Origin of the sequence: Streptomyces sp. NPDC058052 (assembly GCF_042885515.1) — a bacterium.
Lineage (GTDB): Bacteria > Actinomycetota > Actinomycetes > Streptomycetales > Streptomycetaceae > Streptomyces.
Genome location: NZ_JBHVRX010000016.1, coordinates 15,196 through 37,181 on the forward strand (window position 1 = coordinate 15,196; position 21,986 = coordinate 37,181).

Genomic DNA, 21,986 nt, shown 5'->3' on the forward strand with positions numbered 1-21,986 from the left:
ACCGTGGGCGTCCTCGTCTTCCTCCCGCTCGTGCTGCCGCTGACCGCGTGGCCCGTCGCCCGCCTTGCCGAGCACCATCTGCACCCCCGCACCGCCACCCGGCTGCTCACCGCCGTCGCCGCGCTGCTCGCCGTGTGCAGCACGCTCTGCCTCGCCCTCCTCATGGTCGTCGGCACCGCCCAGCTGCCCGGCAACCCGCTCCCGGACGCCTGGTCGGACCCGGAGGTGCGGGCCGCCCTGCCGTACGACGAGTTCGCGGGCCGGGCGGCGATCCCCGCGCTCCTCGTGGTGGCCGCCGTCTGCGGCCGGGTGCTGCTGCGCCACCGGGGCGTCCGCCGGCGGGCCGCCCGCGCGCTCGCCGGGCTGCCGGACCGCCCGGTCGCGGTGCTGCCGGACCCGGTCCCGTACGCGTACGCCCTCCCGGCCGCGGCGGGACGCTCCCGCGGCAGGGTGGTGGTGAGCCGCGGCATGCTCGCCCGGCTGGGTTCCGCCGAGCGGCGGGCCCTCTTCGCCCACGAGCGGGCGCATCTGACGGGCCGGCACGACCGGCTGCTGCTCGTGGCGCGACTGGCCGCGGCCGCCAACCCGTTCCTGAGGCCGCTGCGCACCGCCGTCACGTACTCGGCCGAGCGCTGGGCGGACGAGGACGCGGCGGTACGGGTCGGCAGCCGGCGCGTGGTCGCGCGGGCCATCGGGCGGGCGGCGCTGGCCTCCGGCGGCACGGGTCCCGCCCTCCTGCCGGCCTTCGCCGTCGCCGGGCCGGTCCCGCGCCGGGTGGCCGCCCTCCTCGCACCCCCGCCCCCGGCCGCGCGCGCCTGGCCGCCGGTCTTCACCGCCGTCGGGCTCGCCCTGTGGGGCGCGGTGGTGGGCGCCGTCGCCTCGGCCTTCGCCTCGGCGAACTCGGCGGTGACGCTCTACGCGGTCCTCAAGGCGGCGACCCTGCTGTAGGACCCCCGCCGGCCCCGGGATCCGAGCCCCCTCCCGGGGATCCCCCGGATCCCCCGGCCCCCCGGGCGGCCCCGAGAGCGCTCCGGAACGCGGTCCGAAGATCGGTCAGGAACGCGGTCAGGAACGCGGTCAGGAACGCGGTCCGGAACGCGGTCCGAAGATCGGCCCGAAAAGGAGTACGAAGCGCCGGGGGAGGGCTGTTAGGGTCACACGCATGTGCTCCGTCATCCAGAACTTCCGGGCGATCCGGCTCCGTTCCGCGCGCTGACCGCGGTTCCGGCCCCACCCGCACGCCGACGCGCCCCGCAGGCGCGCGTCCCTCCGTGCCCGCGCCACCGTGCGCCGGCGCGTCCGTGCCCTTTCGCGTCCGCGCTTCCGCGCGCCGTCGCGCCCGCCGGTCCCGAGGTCCACGCGTCCATCGTTTCGCCTCAGGATGACGAGGATCTTCACCCATGCGCTCAGACCAGCGCCCCACGTTCGTGTTCGTGCACGGCGGTGCCAGCAACGCCCGCGCCTGGATTCCGCTCCAGAACGCCCTGGCCCTGCGCGGCCACCGCTCGTACGCCGTCGACCTGCCGGGTCACGGCGACGCGGCCACCGGCCCCGCCGCCTACCACCGGCCGGACCAGGACCGTACGGCCCTGACCCACGAGGCGTCCCCGATGCACGGGGTCACCCTCGCCGACAACGTCCGGCACGTCGTCGGCGTGCTGCGGCGGCTCGCCGAGCACGGCCCGGTCGTCCTCGCCGGCAACAGCCTCGGCGGCCTCACCCTCACCGCCGTCGTCAACGCCGTCCCCGACCTCGTCGACCGGGTCGTCTACCTGTCGGCGCTCTGCCTCGCCGACCCCGCCATGCTCACCGAGCCGTGGGACGTCGTCGACGAGAACCTGCTCGACGCGGCCGTGGCCCGGATCGCCGTCCCGTACGACGCGCCCGGCCGCGACCCCGGTGTCGTCCGCCTCGACTGGCGGCGCGGCCACACCGATCCGGAGACCTTCGCGGCGCTGAAGGAGGCCATCATGGCCGACGCGCCCGACCACCTCTTCCGCCACTTCCTCGACTCGCTGGACGCCGACGAGAACCACGGCGTCATGGAACCGGCCGCGCTGGTCCGGCCCGAGGCGTGGCGCCGGGTGCCCCACACCTACGTCCGTCTCTCGGCCGACCGCGGCCTCACCCCGGCCGTCCAGGACTACATGATCCGCAAGGCGGACGAACTCACCCCCGACCACCCCTTCGACGTGCACACCCTGCCCACCTCGCACGTCGGGTACGTGAGCCGGCCCGAGCTCTTCGCCGACCTCCTCGTCCGCCTGACGTGACCCGACCCGATGTGACCCGACCCGATGTGACCTGACCCGAGGGTCACGCCCCGGTGGCCGCCGGACACTCCGGTGGCCACCGGGGCACTCCTCCGGTGACCGCCGGGGCCTCGGACCGCGTCACTCGTTGGTGTGCACTCTCGTCATGCGCCGGGGGCGTACGCCTCGGCCGTGGTCCGGAGCGTGCGCGCCCGCTCCCTAGACTCCGCGCTCATGTCGCTCTGGCTGCTCAACCACCTCAGCTCCTTCACCCTCGCCGTCGTCCTCGTCGGCGGCACCGTCGCGTTCGCCGTCGCCGGCAGCGTGCTGCTCCGCCGCCGCCATCCCTCGCTCGCCGAGGGGGAGCACAACGACATGGTCGGCGTCACCCTGGGGATGTTCGGCGCGATCTACGGGATCATCCTCGCCTTCGTCATCGTCACCCTCTGGACCCAGCTGGAGAGCACCCAGACGATCGTCGCCGCCGAGGCCACCGACGTCGCCCTCATCGCCCGGGACGCCGCCGCCTTCCCGCCGGCCGTCCGCGACGGCCTCGACGCCGCCCTGAGCGACTACGTCCACGCCGTCGTCGAACACCAGTGGCCTTTGATGCGCGAGGGCCGGCCGCAGTACGGCGCCACCGAACGCAGTCTCGTCGCGGCCTTCGACGTGCTCCAGGCGTACGACCCCCGGACCCCGCGCGAGGAGGTCTTCTACGAGGAGGCCGTCTCCCACCTCAACGACGTGGCCGCGCAGCGACGCGCCCGGATCACCATGGCCGAGCAGGAACTCCCGCCGCTGCTCCAGATCCTCGCCTTCGGCGGCGCGCTCGTCCTCGTCCCGCTGACCTTCCTGTACGGGATGCGGCGCCTGCGGATCCAGGTGCTCTTCGTCGCCTCCGTCGCCGCCCTGATCGGCTTCAGCCTGCTGCTCGTCCTCGTCCTCGACCGCCCCTTCGCCGGCGAACTGAGCGTCAGCCCCGCCCCGTACAAGGAAGGCGCGCTCGCCCGCTACTGGGCCCCCGAGGGGCCGTCCAGGACCTAGGGACGTCCGTCCGGTGGGCCGGGCGGGGCGTTCCGGACGGGTCCGGCCCCGTTCGGGCGGCGCCGGGTGGCCGGAACCCCGTCCGTGCCGTCTCATGGCGGAGAACGTCCGCGCGGACGGCGGGCCCGGCCGCCCGCGGCGGGAGCGACCGGCGAGGCGGGGCGGGAGGCGCGATGGGGTGGTCGCAGCGGCTGCGGGACCTCCGCGCCGGCGCCGAGCGGCGCTTCCCGGTGCTGACCGAGGTGACCGAACGGCTCGTCGGCGGCAACCTCCTCGACGCCGGCACCCGTCTCGCCGCCCAGGCGTTCCTCGCCGCCGTCCCGCTGCTCTTCGCCCTCGCCGCCTTCGCCCCCGCCCCGGTGCGCGACCAGCTGCGGGAGTCCCTGCGCGTGATGTTCGGCCTCACCGGCCCCTCCGACGAGGAGCTCCAGCAGGTCTTCGACCGGACCACCGCCGACGGGGTGCGGGAGACCACCGGCGCCGTCGGCGCCCTCCTCGCCCTCGTCTCCGCCACCAGCTTCAGCCGCGCCATGGCCCGCGTCTGCGAACGCGCCTGGGGCCTGACCAAGGCCGGCACCCGGATCGCCGCCTGGCGGTGGGCGGTCTGGCTGCTCGTCCTGGTCGTCGTCGTCCTCCTCCAGGCGCCGATCCGCGGCGGCTTCGGAGCCGGCGGCTGGCTCGGCGTCCCGCTCTTCTTCCTCGTCGCCACCGGCGTCTGGCTGTGGACCCAGCACCTCCTGCTCGCCAAGCGCGTCCCCTGGCTGCCGCTGCTGCCCGGCGCCCTCCTGGGGGCCACCACCTCCACGGTCCTCGGGATCACCGCCCGCTTCTACATGCCCGGGGCGCTCAACCGGGCCCTCGCCGAGTACGGCGCCCTCGGCCTCGTCCTCACCCTGCTGTCCTGGCTCATCGTCGTCTGCGCGTCGCTGACCTTCGCCTTCACCATCGGCGCCGTCCTCGCCCGCGAACCGACCCTCCGCCGTGTCCTCGGCACCGACCGGATCCGCCCGGCGGGCGCGCCTCCCGGCGACGGGCCCGACGGCGCCTGACGGTGCCGCGCGCCGATGGCGGATCCGACCGCACCCGACGGGTGAGCCCGCGACCTGTCCGGCCCAACCACGGGCTTCACGAGTGGTGGACCGTCCGTTCCGCTCCAAGACTCCGGGCATGACCAACCACATTTATCGTGCCCGTGCGCACCGCCGTGGGCGCGCCGGGACGACGAGCCTCGCCTGTGCCGTGGCGCTCGCCACCGTGCCCGTGCTGATGCTCGGACCGGCTGCCGCCCCCGCGGCTGCCGCGCCCCTCCCCGGCGGCCTCGGCCCGTGCGTCTCCGCGGCGCCGCAGGGGGACCCCAGCACCTGCCCGACCCCCTTCCCTCCGATCGACAACGACCCGATCAAGGGCCGGGACAACGCGATCAACATCTACGTCGGCGAGGACTACCTGGTCCGCGGCCGGGCGGCCGAGGCGGAGGGCCGGATCGTCGTCCTCGACGCCTTCGACATGAACAAGGCCGCGGGCGGCGTCTACAACATCGGAGAGGTGGGCGTCGGCTCCAAGGTGCCGCCGGCCGTGGGCGCGGACTGGCTGACCACCGGCGGCGACATCACCGTCGCCACCGGCCAGGAGCTGCTGGCCGAGGCCGGAGTCGTCCGCCACGCGGGCACCGTCACCGGCGTCGTCAAGGCGACCCTCGACCAGGACGACGCGGCCACCGCCCCGTACACCGCCCTGCGGGACCGGCTGACGGCCGCGAGCCAGTGCTACGCGCGCGTGGACGGCGCCCCGCGCACCCCCACCGGCACCGCCGTCAACCAGGGCGGCCAGACGCTCTTCACCGGCGACGGCACCTCCCCGCTCCAGATCTTCAACGTCGGCTTCGACATGGAGGGCCCGAACGACGGGCAGCAGGGCATCGTCTTCGCGAACATCCCGGACGGCGCGACCATCCTCGTCAACGTCACCGGTGACAGCCGCACCCTGCGCACCTACAGCGGCGGCATCGCCGACACCGACCCGCTCAACGCCTACCGCGAGCGGCTGCTGTGGAACTTCCCCGACGCGACCACCGTCGACCTGGAGGGCACCGGCCAGTTCCAGGGCAGCTTCCTCATCGGCAACCAGGCGTCCACCACGACCGTCAGCCTGCCCGGCATCAACGGCCGCTTCTTCACCACCGGCTCCCTCACCCACACCAGCCTCGGGGAGAGCGGCGGCCAGGAGTTCCACGCCTACCCCTTCACCGGCGACCTCCCGGACTGCGACACCCCCAACACGGTCACCGGCGAGGTGCGGGTCGTCAAGCGGGACGCCCGGTCGGGCGGACCGCTGGGCGGTGCCACGTTCCAGCTGTGGGAGGAGACCAACGGCGTTCCCGGCCTTCAGACCGGCGGGGCCGACCCGGACACGTCGGTCGGCGAGCCCTGCGTGACGGGCGCGGACGGTGTCTGTGCCCGGACGGTGCCGACCGGCACCTACTACTGGCAGGAGACGCAGGCGCCGTCCGGCTACGACCTGCCGGTGAACCCGGTCTTCGGCCCGCTGGTGCTGACCGAGGAGAACGCGTCCGACGGAGTGGAGGTGGAGGCGGCCAACCAGGCCACGACGGTCACCGGTGTGGTCCGGGTGGTGAAGGAGGACGCCGGGAGCGGTGATCCGCTGGGCGGGGCCACCTTCCGCCTGTGGGAGGAGACCAACGGCGTTCCCGGCCTTCAGACCGGCGGGGCCGACCCGGACACGTCGGTCGGCGAGCCCTGCGTGACGGGCGCGGACGGTGTCTGTGCCCGGACGGTGCCGACCGGCACCTACTACTGGCAGGAGACGCAGGCGCCGTCCGGCTACGACCCGCCGGCGGACCCGGTCTTCGGCCCGCTGGTGCTGACCGAGGAGAACGCGGAGGCGGGCGTCACCGTCCAGGCGGCCAACTCCCGTACGCCGATCCCGCCGGGGACCGGATCGGTGCGCCTGATCAAGACCGACGCGGACAGCGGACTGCCGCTGCGCGGTGCCGTCTTCGAGCTGTGGGAGGAGACCAACGGCGTCGCCGGTCTCCAGACCGCCGGCGGCGACCCTGACACCCGGGTCGGAACGCCCTGCACCACCGGCTTCGCCGGCCTGTGCGGCTTCGGCGACCTCGACCACGGCACGTACTACCTGCGGGAGACGGCCGCCCCCGACGGCTACGCGCTCCCGGCCGACCCGGTCAGCGGGCCGTACGTGGTGAGCGCCGGGCAGGAGGCCGTCTTCGTCATGCTGGACAACGAGCGGGGCGACGGCCCCGGCCCCGGCCCGGACCCCTGTGAGCCGAAGGGCTACGGGGACGAGGGCTACGGCGACGAGGGCTACGGCGACGAGTGCCCCGCGTCCGGGGCGCGGCACGTCACCGTCTGAGAGCGGTGATCCGACGGGCGGGCGGTGCGAGGAGCACCGTCCGCCCGTCGGTCTGTCCGTCGGTCGGTCCGTCGGTCCGCCCGTCGGTCTGTCCGTCAGGGCGCCCGTCCGTCCGCCCGTCGGTCCGTCAGGGCGCGGGGGCCGTGCTGTCGCCGGCGACGAGGGAGGGCAGCAGCAGCCGCGGGCGGGGGTCGGGCGGCGTCGCGGAGGCGGCCGCGCCGAGGGCGAGGTCGACGGCCTGCCGGGCCATCTCCCGCTTGGGGAGGACCACGCTGGTGAGCGCCGTGCCGGACAGCACGCCGGCCGGGGTGTCGTCGTGCGCGACCACGGACAGGTCGCCGGGGACGGTACGGCCCAGGGCGCGGGCGGCCTCCACGGCCGCGACCGCGAGGACGTCGTGGGTGGCGAAGAGCGCCGTCGCCTCCGGGTGGGCCCGCAGCGCGTCGAGCGCCGCGGTCAGACCGCCCCGGAAGGTGGGTTCGGCCGCCGTCCGCACCGCGTCGTCCGGGAGCGGGATCCCGTCCTCGCGGAAGGCCCGCCGGAAGCCGGCCGTGCGGACGGTGTGGGCGGGGCTGGCGAGGACGAGGGCCCGCTGGTGCCCGAGCGCCCGCAGATGCCGGCCGGCGAGGTGGCCGCCGTGCTCGTAGTCGGCCGTGACCACCGGGAAGCCGTCCGGCAGCGCGGCCTCCCAGGCGCACAGCACCACGGGGAAGCGGGCGTCCGCGAGGAGCGGCAGATGGCCGGTGAGCCCCTGGTCGCCGGCGATGAGGAGGGCGTCCACGGAGCGGCTGGCCAGCGCGGCCAGATGGCGCCGGGCCCGCTCCCCGTCGAGGCGGGTGGTGCAGAGCAGCAGCCGGTACCCGCGCTCCTCCAGGGCGTCCTCGACCTCCTCGACCACGTCCGCGTAGAACGGCGTGGAGACGGTCGGCACGAAGAGCCCGACGGTGCGGCTGCTGCCGGTGGCGAGCGACCGGGCCACCAGATTGGGCACGTAGCCGAGTTCGGCGATCGCGGCGCGGACGCGGGCCTCCGTGGCCGGGCGCACCGCGACGCGTCCGGTGACGACGTTGGAGACGGTCTGCTTGGTGACGCCGGCCCGCTCCGCCACGTCCTGCATGGTGACCATGACGCCGCCCCCGTCGTCCCCGCCCCGCCCGCCGATCACGCCCGGCTCGCAACGTAACCGGGCCCCCACCTGCGGTCAAGGCGTCGCCGTCTGCTTCCTGACGGCCTCCCGGGCGGTCAACTCCCTTGCGCACCAAGGGATCTGGCGGACGCAAGGCTCTTGTTTTACCGGTCAAATGCGCTCTAGGGTCCGTGCCACCAGCGCCCCGGCTCCTCCACCCAGGGAGTACTCGTGCACCTTCCGCGCAGCAGTTTCGTGACCACGCTCGTCGCGGCGGCCCTCGCCGTGACCGGCGGCGCGGCCCTCGCCGCCGCCCCGCCCGGCACGGCACCGGCCCCCACGCCCGCCTCCGCGACCGCCACCTACACCGTCACCGTCGGCGCCAAGGGTTCGTGGAACCGCCCCGACGACACCCCGGCCAGTCCCTACATCGACAAGGACGGCACCTTCTACTACCAGCAGGCCCACGCGCTCTACGGGGCGAACGACCCCCGCAAGTGGACCTTCTACACGGGCGCGGACTTCGACTCCGCCAACCGCTCCGCCGCCCTCAGCGACGCCGTGAACCCGGCGAACTCCCTCGACCGCAACGACGACACCACCTGGCGCTGCAACAACAGCCCCACCGGCGTGGAGTCCACCCCGGCCCCCGCCGGCAGCGGCTACGCCCACCGCAACTACTGCGACCTGACCGGCATGTGGGTCGACCCGGACACCGGCGACTGGTACGGCCTCGTCCACAACGAGTTCACCCCGCAGCCCTTCGCCGACGGCATCCACTACGACGGCATCGACTACGCCGTCTCGCGGGACCAGGGCCGGACATGGACGATCAAGGACCACGTCATCACCTCGCCGCACAGCACGGACCGCGGCGACACCGCCGCCTTCCCGCAGCAGACGTACCACTACGGCACCGGCGACCCCCGGCTCTTCGTCGACACCGCCTCCGGCTACTTCTACGCCTTCTACGGCTCCCGGATCGTCAACAAGGGCGGCGGCTGGGCCGCCTTCTACGGGCACGTCGCCCGCGCCCCCATCTCCGGGAAGATGGCGCCCGGTTCCTGGCGCAAGTGGTACGACGGCGCCTGGACCCAGCCCGGCGTCGGCGGCCGCGAGTCCACCATGGTCCCGGTCGGCGCCGGCAGCTCCACCGGCTACGTGCCGAAGGAGAAGGAGTACGACCCCGACAACGCCGGCTCGGTGAGCCAGCAGGTCGCCGCCGGGCTCACCCCCGCCACCTCCCCGCTCTTCGTCATGGACATCACGTACAACGCCTACCTCGGCCTGTACATCGGCGAGCCGCAGGCCGTCGACCAGAGCGGCAACGCCCCGCAGGAGATCTACGCCACCACCGACCTGACCACCCAGAAGTGGTTCCGGCTCGGCGACACCGGCGGCTACCGCACCGCCTCCTGGTACCGCTGGTTCCTCGACGCCGGCAACCGCACCGGCTCCGGCATCGTCGGCAAGGACTTCCGCGCCTACTGCTCCTTCGGCTGCTCGGGCGGTTCGAGCGCCGAGTACGTGAACCTGAGCATCGGCACGAACGAACCCGCGGCCCCCGTCGACACCGGCCGCGCCTACCGCATCGGCGCCGCGGACGGCCGGGTCCTCGCCCAGGTGTCCGGCGGATCCGCCACCACGTCGGGGCCGTCCACCGGCTCCGCGCTGGAGACCTGGACCTTCACCGCGAAGGGCGACGGCTCCTACCGCGTCGCCAACGCCGCCACCGGCGGCCTCCTCGGCGTCGCCTCCACCGGCCCCGCCACGCGCGCGTGGGGCACGAAGCCCACGGTCACCGCGGCGGCCTCCGGCACCGGCCAGGACTGGTTCGTCGTCCGCGGCGCCTCCGCCGCCGACAACACCCCCACCGGCACCGTCAAGCTGGTCAACCGCTACAGCGGCCTCGTCCTCGGACTCTCCGCCGCCGCCACCCGCACCGCCGAGACCACCCCCGCCCGCAGCTGGACCGACACCAGCGGCTCCCCGGTCGGCTCCGGCCGCACCGCCGCCGAGCAGACCCTCACCCTCACCCCGGCCGGCGACGCCCCCCGGACCGTCACCCTCACCAGCGGGGGCAAGGCCCTCGACACCCCGAACAGTAGCTCCGCCGATGGCACCGGGCTCGTCACCTGGACCCCGAACAACGGCGCCAACCAGAAGTGGACCCTCACGCCCCGCGCCGACGGCGGCTACGAGCTGCGCAACCACTCCTCCGGCAAGTGCGCCGACATCGAGAACGGCTCCACCGCCGCCGGCGCCCGCGTCATCCAGTGGACCTGCCACGGCGGCGCCAACCAGCGCTGGACCGTCGGCCGCCTCCCCGACGGCACCTCCACCGTCACCTCCGTGGGCAGCGGCCTCCTCCTGACGACCGCCTCCACGGCGAACGGGGCACGGGTCACCCAGCAGCCGGACACCGGGAGCGCCCTCCAGCGGTGGACGATCGGCTGACGGCCGCCTCCGTCAGAGGGCGACGACCGTCGTCTCCGTCGCCTTCACGCTCGTCCACACGGACACCCCGTCGGCCAGGCCGAGTTCGGCCGCGGCCTGCGGGGTGATCTCGGCGACGAGCTCGGGCGCCTCGGCGGAGGCGACCAGGACCCGCAGCCGGCTCCCGCTCGCGGTGATCTCGCGCACGGTGCCCGGCCAGACGTTGCGGGGACTGCCGGCCGGCCGGTCGCGGTGCAGGGACACCGCCTCGGGCGCGACGATCGCCAGGGCCGGCGTCCCCGGCGGCGGCGGTTCGGCCGCGACCAGGACACCGCCGCCGTCGAGGGCGAGCCCCTCGGCGGTGGCGGTCCCCGGCCAGGCGTTGCGGCCGAGCATCCGGGCCACCCAGGGGGAGCGCGGGTGGCGGGCGACCTCGGTGGGGGAGGCGTCCTGGAGGGCCCGGCCCCCGTCGAGGACCAGCACCCGGTCGGCGAGCGAGACCGCCTCCACCGGATCGTGGGTGACGAGGAGACAGACGCCCCCGAAACCGGCCAGGTGGGTGCGGAGCGTGTGCCGGACGCGGGCGCGGGTGGTCTGGTCGAGCGCGGCCAGCGGCTCGTCGAGCACCAGCAGCCGGGGCCGGGCGGCCAGCGCCCGGGCCAGCGCCACCCGCTGGGCCTGCCCGCCGGAGAGCTGGCCGGGCCGGCGGTGGGCCAGGTGCCCCACGCCGAGGCGGTCGAGCCAGGCGCGTGCCTCCCGGCGGGCCTCGGCCCGCCCGGCGCCCTGGCTCCGCAGACCGTACGCGGTGTTCGCGAGCGCCGTCATGTGGGGGAAGAGGGCGCCGTCCTGCGGCACCCAGGCGACCCGGCGCCGGTGCGGCGGCAGCGCCGTCACGTCCGTACCGCCGAGGGTGAGCCGCGCGTGCGCCCGGGGGGTGAGACCGAGCAGGGCGCGCAGCAGCGTGGTCTTCCCGGCGCCGTTGGGGCCGACGACCGCGACGGTGGTGCCGGGCTCCGCGTCGAGGGTGAGCGCGGTGAAGCCGGTGACGTCGGCGTGCAGCGACCAGCGCTCGCCGGGCGGGGCGGACGGGACGGGCGGGACGGTGCCGGACGGCGGTTCCTGCGCGACCGGTTCCCCGGCCGGGGCGGTACGCCGCCGCTTCCGGTCGACCGGGGTGCCCGTCCACCGGCCGCGCAGCGCGACGAGCACGCCCATGGCGATGGCGAGCAGCAGCAGCGAGACCGACGTGGCCGCCTCGGGCTCCTCCTGGAGCAGCAGATAGACCTGGAGCGGCAGGGTCTGGGTCGTCCCGGGCAGGTTCCCGGCGAAGGTGATCGTGGCGCCGAACTCGCCCAGTGCCCGCGCCCAGGTGAGCGCGGCGCCCGCGATCAGCCCGGGCGCCACCATCGGCAGCGTGACGGTGAGGAAGACCCGCAGCGGCGGCGCCCCGAGGGAGGCCGCCGTCTCCTCGTACCGGGGCCGCAGTCCGCCGAGCGCGCCCTCCAGGCTGATGACGAGGAACGGCATGGCGACGAAGGTGGCGGCGAGGACGGCGCCGGAGGTGTGGAAGGGGAAGGTGACGCCGAAGGTGGACTCCAGCCAGGGGCCGAGAAGTCCGCGCCGGCCGAAGGCGAGGAGCAGGGCCACCCCGCCGACGGTCGGCGGCAGGACCATCGGCAGCAGGACGAGCGAACGGACGAACGCCTTCCCCCGGAACGGCACCCGGGCCAGCAGCCAGGCGAGCGGCACTCCGAGCAGGAGCGAGAGCCCCAGCGCCCAGAACGACACCACGAGCGACAGCTTCAGCGCCTCGACGGTGCCGGGCGAGCCGAGGTGGCCGGCCAGCTCGCCCCATTCCGTCCGGACGAGGACGCCGGCCAGCGGAAGGACGAGGAAGGCCACGCCGAGGAGGGCGGGCACCGCCAGCGCGAGGGGCGGACGGGCCCCCGGGGCGGTGCGGACGCCGGTTCGCTTCATCAGGGTCCCTACGGCTTCTGGAAGCCCGCGTCCTGGAGGATCTTCTGCCCCTCGGGCGAGGAGAGCCAGGTGACGAACGCGGCGGCGGCGTCGCCGTGCTTCGAGTCCTTCAGTGTGGCGGCCGGGTACTGCGCGACGGCGTTCCGGTCGTCGGGGATCTCGACGGCGTCGACCTTGCCGGCGGCGCCGGCGGCGTCCGTCCGGTAGACCAGGCCGGCGTCGGCCTCGCCCATCTCGACCTTGCTGAGCACGGCGCGCACGTTGGGCTCCTGGGAGACCGGCTTCACCGTGATGCCCTGCTTCTCCAGGATCTGCTCGCTGTACTTGCCGGCGGGCACCTCGGGGGCCGCGAGGACGACCTTGAGCTTCGGGTCGGCCAGGTCCTTCAGGTCGTCGACCTTGTGCGGGTTGCCCTCGCCGGTGGCGATGACGAGCCGGTTCTTCGCGATCACCGTGGGGGTGCCCGTGTCGGCCTTCACCTTGTCCATGCTCTTGGTGTCGGCGGTGACCAGGACGTCGGCGGGCGAGCCCTGCGACACCTGGGCGACCAGCTCCTGCGAGCCGGCGAAGGAGAAGGTGAGCTTCGTGCCGGGGTGGGACTTCTCGTACGCGGCGCCGGCGGTCGTGAAGACGTCGGTGAGGGAGGCGGCGGCGAGCACGGTCAGGGTGGTGCCGGCCGTACTGCCGGACGCGCCGGAGCGGTCCGCGGCGTCGTCGCCGCAGGCGGCCAGGGGCACGAGGAGGGCGGCGGTGAGGACGGCGCCGGCGGCGCGGCGTCTCGCGGGGGTGAGGGTGGAGGACATGAGGGTCCGGACTCCTTGGTTCGGCGGGGCGGAAGACGTGCGCGGGCTCAGGTGCGGTCGATGTGCACGCTGGTCGACTTCACGCGGGCGGTGGCCCGCATGCCGACTTCCAGTCCCAGCTCCTCCACGGCCTCCCGGGTCAGCAGGGAGACGAGGCGGTGCGGACCGGCCTGGACGGTGACCTGGGCCGCGACGTCACCGAGCTTGATCGCCGTGACGATCCCCGGGAACGCGTTGCGCGCCGAGGTGTACGAGGCGTCCTCCTCGTCGTCGCTCTGCGCGAGCTCCACGGAGAAGGCGGCCAGCGACCGGCCGTCGATCACGCGCCGGCCGCTCTCGTCGCGGTGGGTGGCGATCCGGCCGGCGTCGGCCCAGCGGCGGGCCGTGTCCGGGCTGACGCCCAGCAGACGCGCGGCCTGCCCGATGGTGTAGGACTGCATATGCGACACGTTAGGGCGGTTCTCCTCTCATCTGCAACAAGCTTGTGGGACTCTCCATCGTGGATGAGAGGGCGCTGGAGAAAGGGACGAAGGGGATCCGGGCCCGGTCTCGCCCCTCGGACGGAACACGCCGGGGACCGCTGCGGCGAACGCGAGCTGTTCTCCTGTCTGGCCTGGGCATTTACGATGTCCCGACCCGAATCCGCCTCGTGCGTGCGGCGTGCGGACCCGTCCCGCGACCGCGCAAGGAGCCCCCGTATGCGCGTCGACGTCCTCCGCCCCGACCGTCCGGACCTCTCGCCCGCCGTCCCCGCGCAGCCCGGCCTCGGGGCCGACGGCGGGGCCGACCGCCCCGGGGAGCGGGACGGGCGGAGCGCCGGCGGACCGGCCGCGCCGGACGCCGTCACCGCCCGGCTGCGGACCGCCCTCGCCGTCTGCGGGCCGGGCGCCTACACGGTCGTGGCGGCCTCCCTGGCGCCGCGCGGGGAGCCGGGCGACGCCTCCGCCGCCCTCGCCGAGGCGCTGGACCGGCTGCCGTCCGCCGTCTGCGCGGTGGCCGAGGAGGACGACGGTGAGGCGACGGCGGTGGTCACCCCCGGCCCGGACGCCGGGTACGACGTGCGGGCCCTGCTGGGCGAGGTGTGGGCGCAGGTCCACGCCGCCCGCCCCGGGGCCGTCCCGCACGCCGGGGTGAGCGGCCCCTCCGACGCCCCCGAGCGGCTGGACGCGGCCCTCGCCCAGGCCCGTCACGCCCTGGCGGCGGCGCGGGCCGCGAGCCCGGCGGCGCCCCGGGTCGCCGGCCTCGGCGACCTCGACGGGCTGGAGATGCTGCTGGCCGGCGTCCCCGCGGACGTACGGACCGTCTTCCGCGACACGGTGCTGGGCCCGCTCCGGGCCGCGGGCGGGAGATCGGGCGCGATGCTCCTGGAGACGCTGGAGACCTTCCTGGCGCACGACTGCTCGTGGGCGCGGACCGCCGAGGCCCTGCGCGTCCACGTCAACACGGTCCACTACCGGGTCACGCGGATCGAGGCGCTGACCGGCCGCGACCTGTCCCGCCTCGACCACAAGGCGGACCTGCGCGCGGCCCTGCTCTGCCGCTGACGGACGCGGCCCGGCGGGGGAGGGGATCGGTCCGCGAGGGGCCGGCGGGCCCGGGCCCTTGACAGGAAGGTCATGTCCCTGACAGGAGTGACGGCTGCACCACTCCCACGGACGGCAGCACACCCCGAAGGGGGCGACAGCACATGACCCAGCCCGAGGGCACGGGAACCGGCCGGCGGCCGGACGACGCCTACGACGTCGTCATCGGCGGAGCCGGCCTGGCCGGCAGCGCCGCGGCGATCCTGCTCGCGCGACGTGGCGCCCGTGTCGCCCTCCTGGAACGCCGGCCGGACCCCGACGCGTACAAGGTCCTCTGCACCCACGCCCTGACCGCCTGTGCCTACCCGGTGCTCGACGAACTCGGCCTCGTCCCCGCCCTGGAGAAGGCCGGAGCCGTCCGCAACGAGGCCCGCTGGTACACCCGCTGGGGCTGGATCGCACCGCGCGCCGCACCCGGCGGCCCCGACCTCCCGTACGCGTACAACGTCCGGCGCTCCACCCTCGACCCGCTCATCAGGTCCCACGCCGCGCAGACCCCCGGCGTGGAGCTGCTCCTCGGCCACAAGGTCACCGGAGTGCTCCAGGACGCCGGCCGGACCACCGGCGTGCGCGTCGAGACCCCCGACGGCGAACGGGAGCTCCGCGCCCGCCTGGTGGTCGGCGCCGACGGCAAGGACTCGGCCGTCGCGAAGCTCGCCGCGATCCCCACCCGCCGGCACGGGAACGGGCGCTTCGGCTACTTCGCCCACTTCCGCGACCTCCCGCTGCCCGGTGGCATCGGCCAGGCGTGGTTCCTCGAACCCGACATGGCGTACTCCTTCCCGAACGACGACGGCGTGACGGTCCTCGCCGTCCTCCCGGACAAGAAGCGCCTGCCGGAGTTCCGGGAGGACCTGGAAGGCAGCTTCCACGCCTTCGTCCGCGCCCTGCCCGACGCACCCCCCATCGACTCCGCCCGGCGCGTCTCGAAGATCATCGGCACCGTCGACCACCCCCTCGTCACCCGCGACCCCACGGCCCCCGGCATCGCCCTCGTCGGCGACGCCGCCCTCACCGGCGACCCGCTCTGGGGCGTCGGCTGCGGCTGGGCCCTCCAGACCGCGCAGTGGCTGGCCGAGGCGGTGGCCCCCGCCCTGACCGGCGGCGGCGACCTCGACCGCGCCCTCGCCTCGTACGGCCGCACCCACGGCCGCCGGCTCCGCCCCCACCAGCGACTGGCCGTCGACTTCGCCCGGTCCCGCCCCTTCAACCCCCTGGAACGCCTCATGTTCGCGGCCGCCGCCCGGGACGCGGCGTCCGCCCGCCACATGTACCTCTTCGCCTCCCGTCTGATCGGCCCCCTGGGCTTCCTCGCCCCGGCCCCGATGGCCAGAGCGGTGGCGGTCAACATCCGCCACCGGGTCCGCGGCCCCCGCCGGGCGGGCTGACACGGGCCGCGCCGGGGAGCGTGGCTGATTCCGCCGGGAGCGCTGCGGGCGGCGGCTTGGCCCGGTGGCCGCCGGGTACAGCGTCGGAGACACGCCCCCGGCGCGGACCCGTGCCGGGGTCCGTTCCGTTCCCGGGAGGAACCGATGGAAGACGCCCTGTACGGAGACGCCGCCGAGCCGGGGGGACGGCTCCGGGCCGGACGGCTCTGCGTGCCGGTCCGGCCGGGCCCGCGCGCCTGCGTGACCCGGCTGTTCCGCACGCCGTTCGGGGACAGGACGGCCGTCGCGTTCAGCGGCCCGGCACGGCTGAGGGAGGCCCTGGGGGCGGCCCAGCCGTGGATCGTCCTCGCGGAGCCGGCGCTGCGCGCGCTCGTCGAGCCGCTGGGGATCCGTGAACTGCGGATCGACCCCGCCGGCCTCCCCGGGCCCGCGCCCGTGTCTGTGCCCGCGCCCGCGCCCGTGTCCGTGTCCGTTCCCGTGCCGGCGACGGCGCCGGTGGCCTGAAGGATCCGGTCCGCCCGGAGAGCCCCGCACGGGCTCTCCGGGCGGACCGCGTAGGGGAAGCGTCAAGAGGGGCCTGGAGGGCGTCAGGGAGCCGTCAACGACGGTCGGAACCGGCCAGAAAGGTTGTTTTCTCATCTCGTCCGAGAATCCGCTCTTCCTTCCTCAGGGAGTCCACGATGGCCGATCTGGCCTTCGTCGCCACCACGCTCGCGGTCTTCGCGCTGGTGGCGCTCATCGCCAAGGGGGTGGCCAAGCTGTGAGTGCCGAGAACATCGTCGGTCTGCTGGTCGCCGCCGCCCTGCTGGGCTATCTCGTCCTCGCCCTCGTCAAGCCGGAGAGGTTCTGAGTCCCGAGATGAGTCCCGTTCTTGCTGGAGTCCTCCAGCTCCTGGCGCTGATCGTCGCCCTGGGCCTGTCGTACCGGCCGCTGGGCGACCACATGGCGAGGGTGTACTCCTCGGAGAGGCACCACCGGCCCGAGAAGTGGATCTACAGGGCGATCGGCGCGAACCCGGACGTGGAGATGCGCTGGCCGGCGTATCTGCGCGGGGTGCTCGCCTTCTCCGTGGTGAGCGTGCTCTTCCTCTACCTGCTCCAGCGGGTGCAGGGGTCGCTGCCCGGCTCGCTCGGTTTCGTGTCGATCGACCCGGACCAGGCGTTCAACACGGCCGCGTCCTTCGTCGCCAACACCAACTGGCAGTCGTACTACGGCGAGCAGGCCATGGGCCACGTCGTGCAGACCGGCGGTCTGGCGGTGCAGAACTTCGTGTCGGCGGCCGTCGGCATGGCCGTGGCGGTCGCCCTCGTCCGCGGCTTCGCCCGCTCCCGCACCGGTGAGCTGGGCAACTTCTGGGCCGACCTGGTCCGGGGCACGGTCCGGATCCTGCTGCCGATGGCGGTCGTCGGCGCGCTGGTGCTCGTGGCGTGCGGCGCGATCCAGAACTTCTCCGGCATCCACGAGGTCGGCCAGTTCTCCGGCGGCACGCAGCAGTGGAACGGCGGGGCGGTGGCCTCGCAGGAGGTCATCAAGGAGCTGGGCACCAACGGCGGCGGCTACTTCAACGCCAACTCCGCCCACCCCTTCGAGAACCCCAACGGTCTGTCCAACCTCTTCGAGATCTACCTGATCCTGGTCATCCCGTTCGCGCTGACCCGCACGTTCGGCCGCATGGTCGGCTCGCTGCGGCAGGGGTACGCGATCCTCGGCACGATGGCGGCGATCTGGGTCGGGTTCACGGCGCTGATGATGTGGACCGAGTTCGCCCACAACGGCCCGGCGTTCGACATCGCGGGCGGGGCGATGGAGGGCAAGGAGACCCGGTTCGGGATCGCCGGCTCGTCGCTCTTCGCGGTGGCCACCACGCTGACCTCCACCGGCGCGGTGAACTCCTTCCACTCCTCGTACACCGGCTTCGGCGGCGGCATCACGATGCTGGGCATGCAGCTCGGCGAGATCGCGCCCGGCGGTGTCGGCTCCGGCCTCTACGGCATGCTGATCATGGCGGTCATCGCCGTGTTCATTGCCGGCCTGATGGTCGGCCGGACCCCCGAGTACCTGGGCAAGAAGATCGGCACCCGCGAGATCAAGTTCGCGGCCTGCTACATCCTGGTCACCCCGGCCCTGGTGCTCTGCTTCACCGCCGCCTCGTTCGTCCTGGACACCCCGGCGCACTCGATGACCAACTCCGGCGCGCACGGCTTCTCCGAGATCCTGTACGCGTTCACCTCGGGCGCCAACAACAACGGCTCCGCCTTCGCGGGCCTGAACGCCGACACGCAGTGGTTCAACACCACGATCGGCATCGCGATGCTGCTGGGCCGGTTCCTGCCGATGGTGTTCGTCCTCGCGCTCGCCGGCTCGCTCGCCGAGCAGCGGCCCGTCCCCGAGACGGCGGGCACCCTGCGGACCGAGAAGCCGCTGTTCACGGGCCTCCTGGCCGGCACGATCATGATCATCACCGGTCTCACCTACTTCCCGGCCCTCGCTCTCGGCCCGCTCGCCGAAGGGCTCGCGGCATGACCATCGACGTAAGGAAGCGGCGGGACGCCATGTCCACCACGACCTCCCCCACCCCGGCCTCCGCCGCCCCGCACGACGACCTCCCCGCCGGCCACCAGCCGGCCGGCGGCCGGGTCGGCGGCGGCCTCTTCGACCCCCGGCTCCTGATCGCCTCCCTGCCGGACGCCTTCCGCAAGCTCGACCCGCGCGTGATGATCACGTCGCCGGTGATGTTCGTGGTGCTGGTCGGCTCGGTCGTCACCACCGTGCTCGCGGTGTCGGACCCCGGGAACTGGTTCGGCTGGGCGATCACCGCCTGGCTCTGGCTCACGACGGTCTTCGCCAACCTGGCGGAGGCGGTGGCCGAGGGCCGCGGCAAGGCGCAGGCCGACACCCTGCGCAAGGCCAAGACCGACACCGTCGCCCGCCGCCTCACCAAGACCGGTGAGGAGCAGGTCCCCGGCACCGACCTCACCATCGGCGACCTGGTCGTCTGCGAGGCCGGTGACGTCATCCCCGGTGACGGGGACGTCGTCGAGGGTGTGGCGTCGGTGGACGAGTCCGCGATCACCGGCGAGTCCGCGCCCGTCATCCGCGAGTCCGGCGGCGACCGGTGCGCCGTGACGGGCGGCACGAAGGTCCTCTCGGACCGGATCGTCGTCAAGATCACGACGAAGCCCGGCGAGACGTTCATCGACCGGATGATCAACCTGGTCGAGGGCGCCGCCCGGCAGAAGACCCCCAACGAGATCGCGCTGAACATCCTCCTCGCCTCCCTCACGATCGTCTTCCTGCTCGCCGTCGTCACCCTGAAGCCGTTCGCGATCTACGCCGGCGCCGACGAGCAGACCTCCCTGATCGTGCTGACGGCCCTGCTCGTCTGCCTGATCCCGACGACGATCGGCGCCCTGCTCTCGGCGATCGGCATCGCCGGCATGGACCGGCTGGTCCAGCGCAACGTCCTCGCCATGTCGGGCCGCGCCGTCGAGGCCGCCGGCGACGTCTCCACGCTGCTCCTCGACAAGACCGGCACGATCACCCTGGGCAACCGGCAGGCGGCCGCGTTCGTCCCGGTCGCGGGGGTCACGGCGGCCGAACTCGCCGACGCCGCCCAGCTCTCGTCGCTCGCCGACGAGACCCCCGAGGGCCGCTCGATCGTCGTCCTCGCCAAGGAGAAGTACGGCCTGCGCGAACGCCACCAGGGCGAGCTCGCCCACGCCGACTGGATCGAGTTCACCGCCCAGACCCGCATGTCCGGCGTCGACCTCGACGGCCGGAAGGTCCGCAAGGGCGCGACGGGCTCCGTCGCAGCCTGGGTGACGGAACGCGGCGGCCAGGTCGCCCGCGACGCCCAGGAACTCACCGACACCATCTCCCAGGCCGGCGGCACCCCCCTGCTCGTCGCGGTCGAGGACGACCGCGGCGCCCGGGTCCTCGGGGTGATCCACCTCAAGGACGTCGTCAAGGAGGGCATGCGGGAACGGTTCGACGAGCTGCGCCGCATGGGCATCAGGACCGTCATGATCACGGGTGACAACCCGCTGACGGCGAAGGCGATCGCCGAGGAGGCGGGCGTCGACGACTTCCTCGCCGAGGCCACCCCCGAGGACAAGATGGCCCTCATCAAGCGCGAGCAGGCCGGCGGCAAGCTCGTCGCGATGACGGGTGACGGCACCAACGACGCCCCGGCGCTCGCGCAGGCGGACGTGGGCGTGGCGATGAACACCGGCACGTCGGCCGCGAAGGAGGCCGGCAACATGGTCGACCTCGACTCGAACCCGACCAAGCTCATCGAGATCGTCGAGATCGGCAAGCAACTCCTCATCACCCGAGGCGCCCTGACGACCTTCTCCATCGCCAACGACGTGGCGAAGTACTTCGCGATCATCCCCGCGATGTTCGCGGTCGCCTACCCGTCGCTGGACAAGCTCAACATCATGGGCCTGACCTCGCCCGAGTCCGCGATCCTCTCCGCCGTCATCTTCAACGCGCTGATCATCGTGGCCCTCGTCCCGCTCGCCCTCAAGGGCGTCCGCTACCGGCCCTCCAGCGCCGACTCCATGCTCCGCCGCAACCTCGGCCTCTACGGAATCGGCGGCCTGATCGCCCCCTTCCTCGGCATCAAGCTCATCGACATGCTCCTCTCCCTCATCCCCGGAATCGGCTGACCCACGATGAACAACTCAGCAGCGAACACCGGCCGCGTGCTCTGGGCGGGCCTGCGCGCCCTCCTCGTCCTCACCGTCGTCTGCGGCGTGCTCTACCCCCTCGCCGTCACCGGCATCGCCCAGCTCACCATGCCCGGCAAGGCGAACGGCTCCGAGATCGAGGACGCGTCCGGAAAGGTCGTCGGCTCCGCGCTCATCGGCCAGACCTACCTCGACGGCGACGCCCCGGACCTGCGCTGGTTCCAGCCGCGCCCGTCCAACGGCCTCGGCACCAACTCCGTCAACACCCGGTACTCGCTCATCCTCTCCGGAGCCACCAACCGCTCCGGCGACAACGAGGACCTGATCCGGTGGGTGACCGACGCCAAGGCCGCCGTGGTGAAGGACAACTCCACGGCCGGCTACAAGGTGAAGCCCTCCGACGTCCCCGCCGACGCCGTCACCTCCTCCGGCTCCGGCCTCGACCCGCACATCTCGCCCGAGTACGCGAAGCTCCAGGTCCACCGGGTCGCCGAGCGGAACGGGCTCACCGTCGCCCAGGTCGACAGGCTCGTCGCCGGCCACACCGACGACCGCATCCTCGGCTTCATCGGCGAACCCCGCGTCAACGTCCTCGAACTCAACACCGCGCTGAGGGACTTGGCGGCCGGGCGGTGATGACCCCGCCGCGCGGGATCCGTTACGGTACCCGCGAGTAACGGGCGGGCGGCCGCCCGTACCGCCCGAGGGGAGACCGCGATGGAACGGCAGTGGCGCCTGGAGGAGAGCACGGTCGTGGACGCCCCGCCGGCGCGTGTCTACGCGATGGTGTCGGACCTGCGGAACATGGGGCGCTGGAGCCCGGAATGCCGGTACGTCTGGGTGCCCCGGCCCCCCTCGCGCGCCGGCACCCGGTTCGTCGGCCTCAACCGGCGCGGCCCCTTCGCCTGGCCGACCGTGGGGCGGGTGGTCCGCGCCACCCCGGGCAGCGAGTTCGTCTTCGACGTCGGCGTCTTCGGACTGCCGATCGCCCGCTGGGGCTACCGCTTCGAGGCGGAGGGCGAGGGGACGCGGCTCACCGAGTTCTGGGAGGACCTGCGGACCGACGGTCGCCGCGCCAAGGCCGCCGAACTGCTGGGCACCGTCTTCGCCGGCACCGGCCCCGCCCGCCGGATCGCCGTCAACCGCTCCGGCATGCGCACCACCCTGGAGCGCATCGCCCGCACCGCCGCCGCCACGAACTGACCGGCCGCGGGCCGGTCCCGCCCCGGTCCAGCACCAGTCCCGCCCCGGTCCGCCCCGGCGGTGGCCCCCCGCCCCGAGAGGTCCCGCCCC

General features: G+C 74.0%; 19 protein-coding genes. 14 read left to right on the forward strand and 5 right to left on the reverse strand.

What is annotated here, in order from left to right:
- Positions 1-3 precede the first annotated feature (3 nt).
- The 5 genes from ACFVU3_RS22035 (at position 4) to ACFVU3_RS22055 (ending at position 6,689) form a co-directional block, all read left to right on the forward strand.
- On the forward strand, positions 4-948 hold the full coding sequence (locus ACFVU3_RS22035) for a M56 family metallopeptidase (RefSeq protein WP_390068527.1): 945 nt from the start codon (positions 4-6) through the stop codon (positions 946-948).
- A gap of 452 nt (positions 949-1,400) precedes the next feature.
- Positions 1,401-2,273 (forward strand): alpha/beta hydrolase, encoded by an 873-nt coding sequence (locus ACFVU3_RS22040; RefSeq protein WP_390068529.1) that lies wholly within the window; start codon positions 1,401-1,403, stop codon positions 2,271-2,273.
- A 213-nt stretch (positions 2,274-2,486) separates the two neighbouring features.
- Positions 2,487-3,296 carry a DUF4239 domain-containing protein gene (locus tag ACFVU3_RS22045; RefSeq protein ID WP_390068531.1) on the forward strand — a complete coding sequence of 270 codons (810 nt, stop codon included), beginning with the start codon at positions 2,487-2,489 and terminating at the stop codon, positions 3,294-3,296.
- Positions 3,297-3,469: 173 nt separating this feature from the next.
- Positions 3,470-4,345, forward strand: a complete 876-nt coding sequence (locus tag ACFVU3_RS22050) for a YhjD/YihY/BrkB family envelope integrity protein (protein ID WP_390068533.1) — start codon at positions 3,470-3,472, stop codon at positions 4,343-4,345.
- Between the two features lie 118 nt (positions 4,346-4,463).
- The gene (locus tag ACFVU3_RS22055) at positions 4,464-6,689 is read left to right on the forward strand and encodes a choice-of-anchor A family protein (protein ID WP_390068535.1); all 2,226 of its coding nucleotides are present in this window, start codon (positions 4,464-4,466) and stop codon (positions 6,687-6,689) included.
- Positions 6,690-6,816: 127 nt separating this feature from the next.
- Here the strand turns inward: ACFVU3_RS22055 and ACFVU3_RS22060 are convergent, their stop codons facing one another.
- Positions 6,817-7,815, reverse strand: a complete 999-nt coding sequence (locus ACFVU3_RS22060) for a LacI family DNA-binding transcriptional regulator (RefSeq protein ID WP_390068537.1) — start codon at positions 7,813-7,815, stop codon at positions 6,817-6,819.
- 231 nt (positions 7,816-8,046) lie between these two features.
- Between ACFVU3_RS22060 and ACFVU3_RS22065 the strand changes: the two genes are divergently transcribed.
- Positions 8,047-10,272: an RICIN domain-containing protein gene (locus ACFVU3_RS22065; protein WP_390068539.1), complete on the forward strand. Its 2,226-nt coding sequence runs from the start codon at positions 8,047-8,049 to the stop codon at positions 10,270-10,272.
- A 12-nt stretch (positions 10,273-10,284) separates the two neighbouring features.
- Here ACFVU3_RS22065 and ACFVU3_RS22070 read toward each other — a convergent pair whose 3' ends face one another.
- Genes ACFVU3_RS22070 through ACFVU3_RS22080 form a run of 3 tightly spaced genes read right to left on the reverse strand, consistent with a single transcriptional unit; the run spans position 10,285 to position 13,471 of the window.
- Positions 10,285-12,228 carry an ABC transporter permease gene (locus ACFVU3_RS22070; RefSeq protein ID WP_390068541.1) on the reverse strand — a complete coding sequence of 648 codons (1,944 nt, stop codon included), beginning with the start codon at positions 12,226-12,228 and terminating at the stop codon, positions 10,285-10,287.
- 8 nt (positions 12,229-12,236) lie between these two features.
- A complete protein-coding gene (gene modA / locus ACFVU3_RS22075; RefSeq protein ID WP_390068543.1) occupies positions 12,237-13,031 on the reverse strand; it encodes a molybdate ABC transporter substrate-binding protein in 795 nt (264 codons plus the stop codon).
- Positions 13,032-13,078: 47 nt separating this feature from the next.
- Positions 13,079-13,471, reverse strand: coding sequence for a molybdopterin-binding protein (locus tag ACFVU3_RS22080; RefSeq protein ID WP_390068545.1), 393 nt, complete (start codon positions 13,469-13,471; stop codon positions 13,079-13,081).
- Positions 13,472-13,729: 258 nt separating this feature from the next.
- Here ACFVU3_RS22080 and ACFVU3_RS22085 point away from each other — a divergent pair, with 258 nt between their 5' ends.
- From ACFVU3_RS22085 to ACFVU3_RS22095, 3 genes are all read left to right on the forward strand, one after another.
- Positions 13,730-14,575, forward strand: coding sequence for a PucR family transcriptional regulator (locus ACFVU3_RS22085; RefSeq protein WP_390068547.1), 846 nt, complete (start codon positions 13,730-13,732; stop codon positions 14,573-14,575).
- A gap of 143 nt (positions 14,576-14,718) precedes the next feature.
- Positions 14,719-16,002: an NAD(P)/FAD-dependent oxidoreductase gene (locus ACFVU3_RS22090; protein WP_390068549.1), complete on the forward strand. Its 1,284-nt coding sequence runs from the start codon at positions 14,719-14,721 to the stop codon at positions 16,000-16,002.
- 144 nt (positions 16,003-16,146) lie between these two features.
- Entirely contained in the window at positions 16,147-16,506 is a 360-nt protein-coding gene (locus ACFVU3_RS22095; RefSeq protein ID WP_390068550.1) for an SAV_915 family protein, read from the forward strand.
- 94 nt (positions 16,507-16,600) lie between these two features.
- Here ACFVU3_RS22095 and ACFVU3_RS22100 read toward each other — a convergent pair whose 3' ends face one another.
- Positions 16,601-16,741, reverse strand: coding sequence for a hypothetical protein (locus ACFVU3_RS22100; protein WP_390068552.1), 141 nt, complete (start codon positions 16,739-16,741; stop codon positions 16,601-16,603).
- A gap of 21 nt (positions 16,742-16,762) precedes the next feature.
- Between ACFVU3_RS22100 and kdpF the strand changes: the two genes are divergently transcribed.
- From kdpF to ACFVU3_RS22125, 5 genes are all read left to right on the forward strand, one after another.
- A complete protein-coding gene (gene kdpF, locus ACFVU3_RS22105) occupies positions 16,763-16,852 on the forward strand; it encodes a K(+)-transporting ATPase subunit F (RefSeq protein WP_033204243.1) in 90 nt (29 codons plus the stop codon).
- Between the two features lie 8 nt (positions 16,853-16,860).
- A complete protein-coding gene (kdpA, locus tag ACFVU3_RS22110) occupies positions 16,861-18,525 on the forward strand; it encodes a potassium-transporting ATPase subunit KdpA (protein WP_390068553.1) in 1,665 nt (554 codons plus the stop codon).
- A gap of 29 nt (positions 18,526-18,554) precedes the next feature.
- A complete protein-coding gene (gene kdpB / locus ACFVU3_RS22115) occupies positions 18,555-20,672 on the forward strand; it encodes a potassium-transporting ATPase subunit KdpB (RefSeq protein WP_390068789.1) in 2,118 nt (705 codons plus the stop codon).
- A 6-nt stretch (positions 20,673-20,678) separates the two neighbouring features.
- On the forward strand, positions 20,679-21,329 hold the full coding sequence (locus ACFVU3_RS22120) for a potassium-transporting ATPase subunit C (RefSeq protein WP_390068555.1): 651 nt from the start codon (positions 20,679-20,681) through the stop codon (positions 21,327-21,329).
- 81 nt (positions 21,330-21,410) lie between these two features.
- The gene (locus ACFVU3_RS22125; protein WP_390068557.1) at positions 21,411-21,896 is read left to right on the forward strand and encodes an SRPBCC family protein; all 486 of its coding nucleotides are present in this window, start codon (positions 21,411-21,413) and stop codon (positions 21,894-21,896) included.
- Positions 21,897-21,986 lie beyond the last annotated feature (90 nt).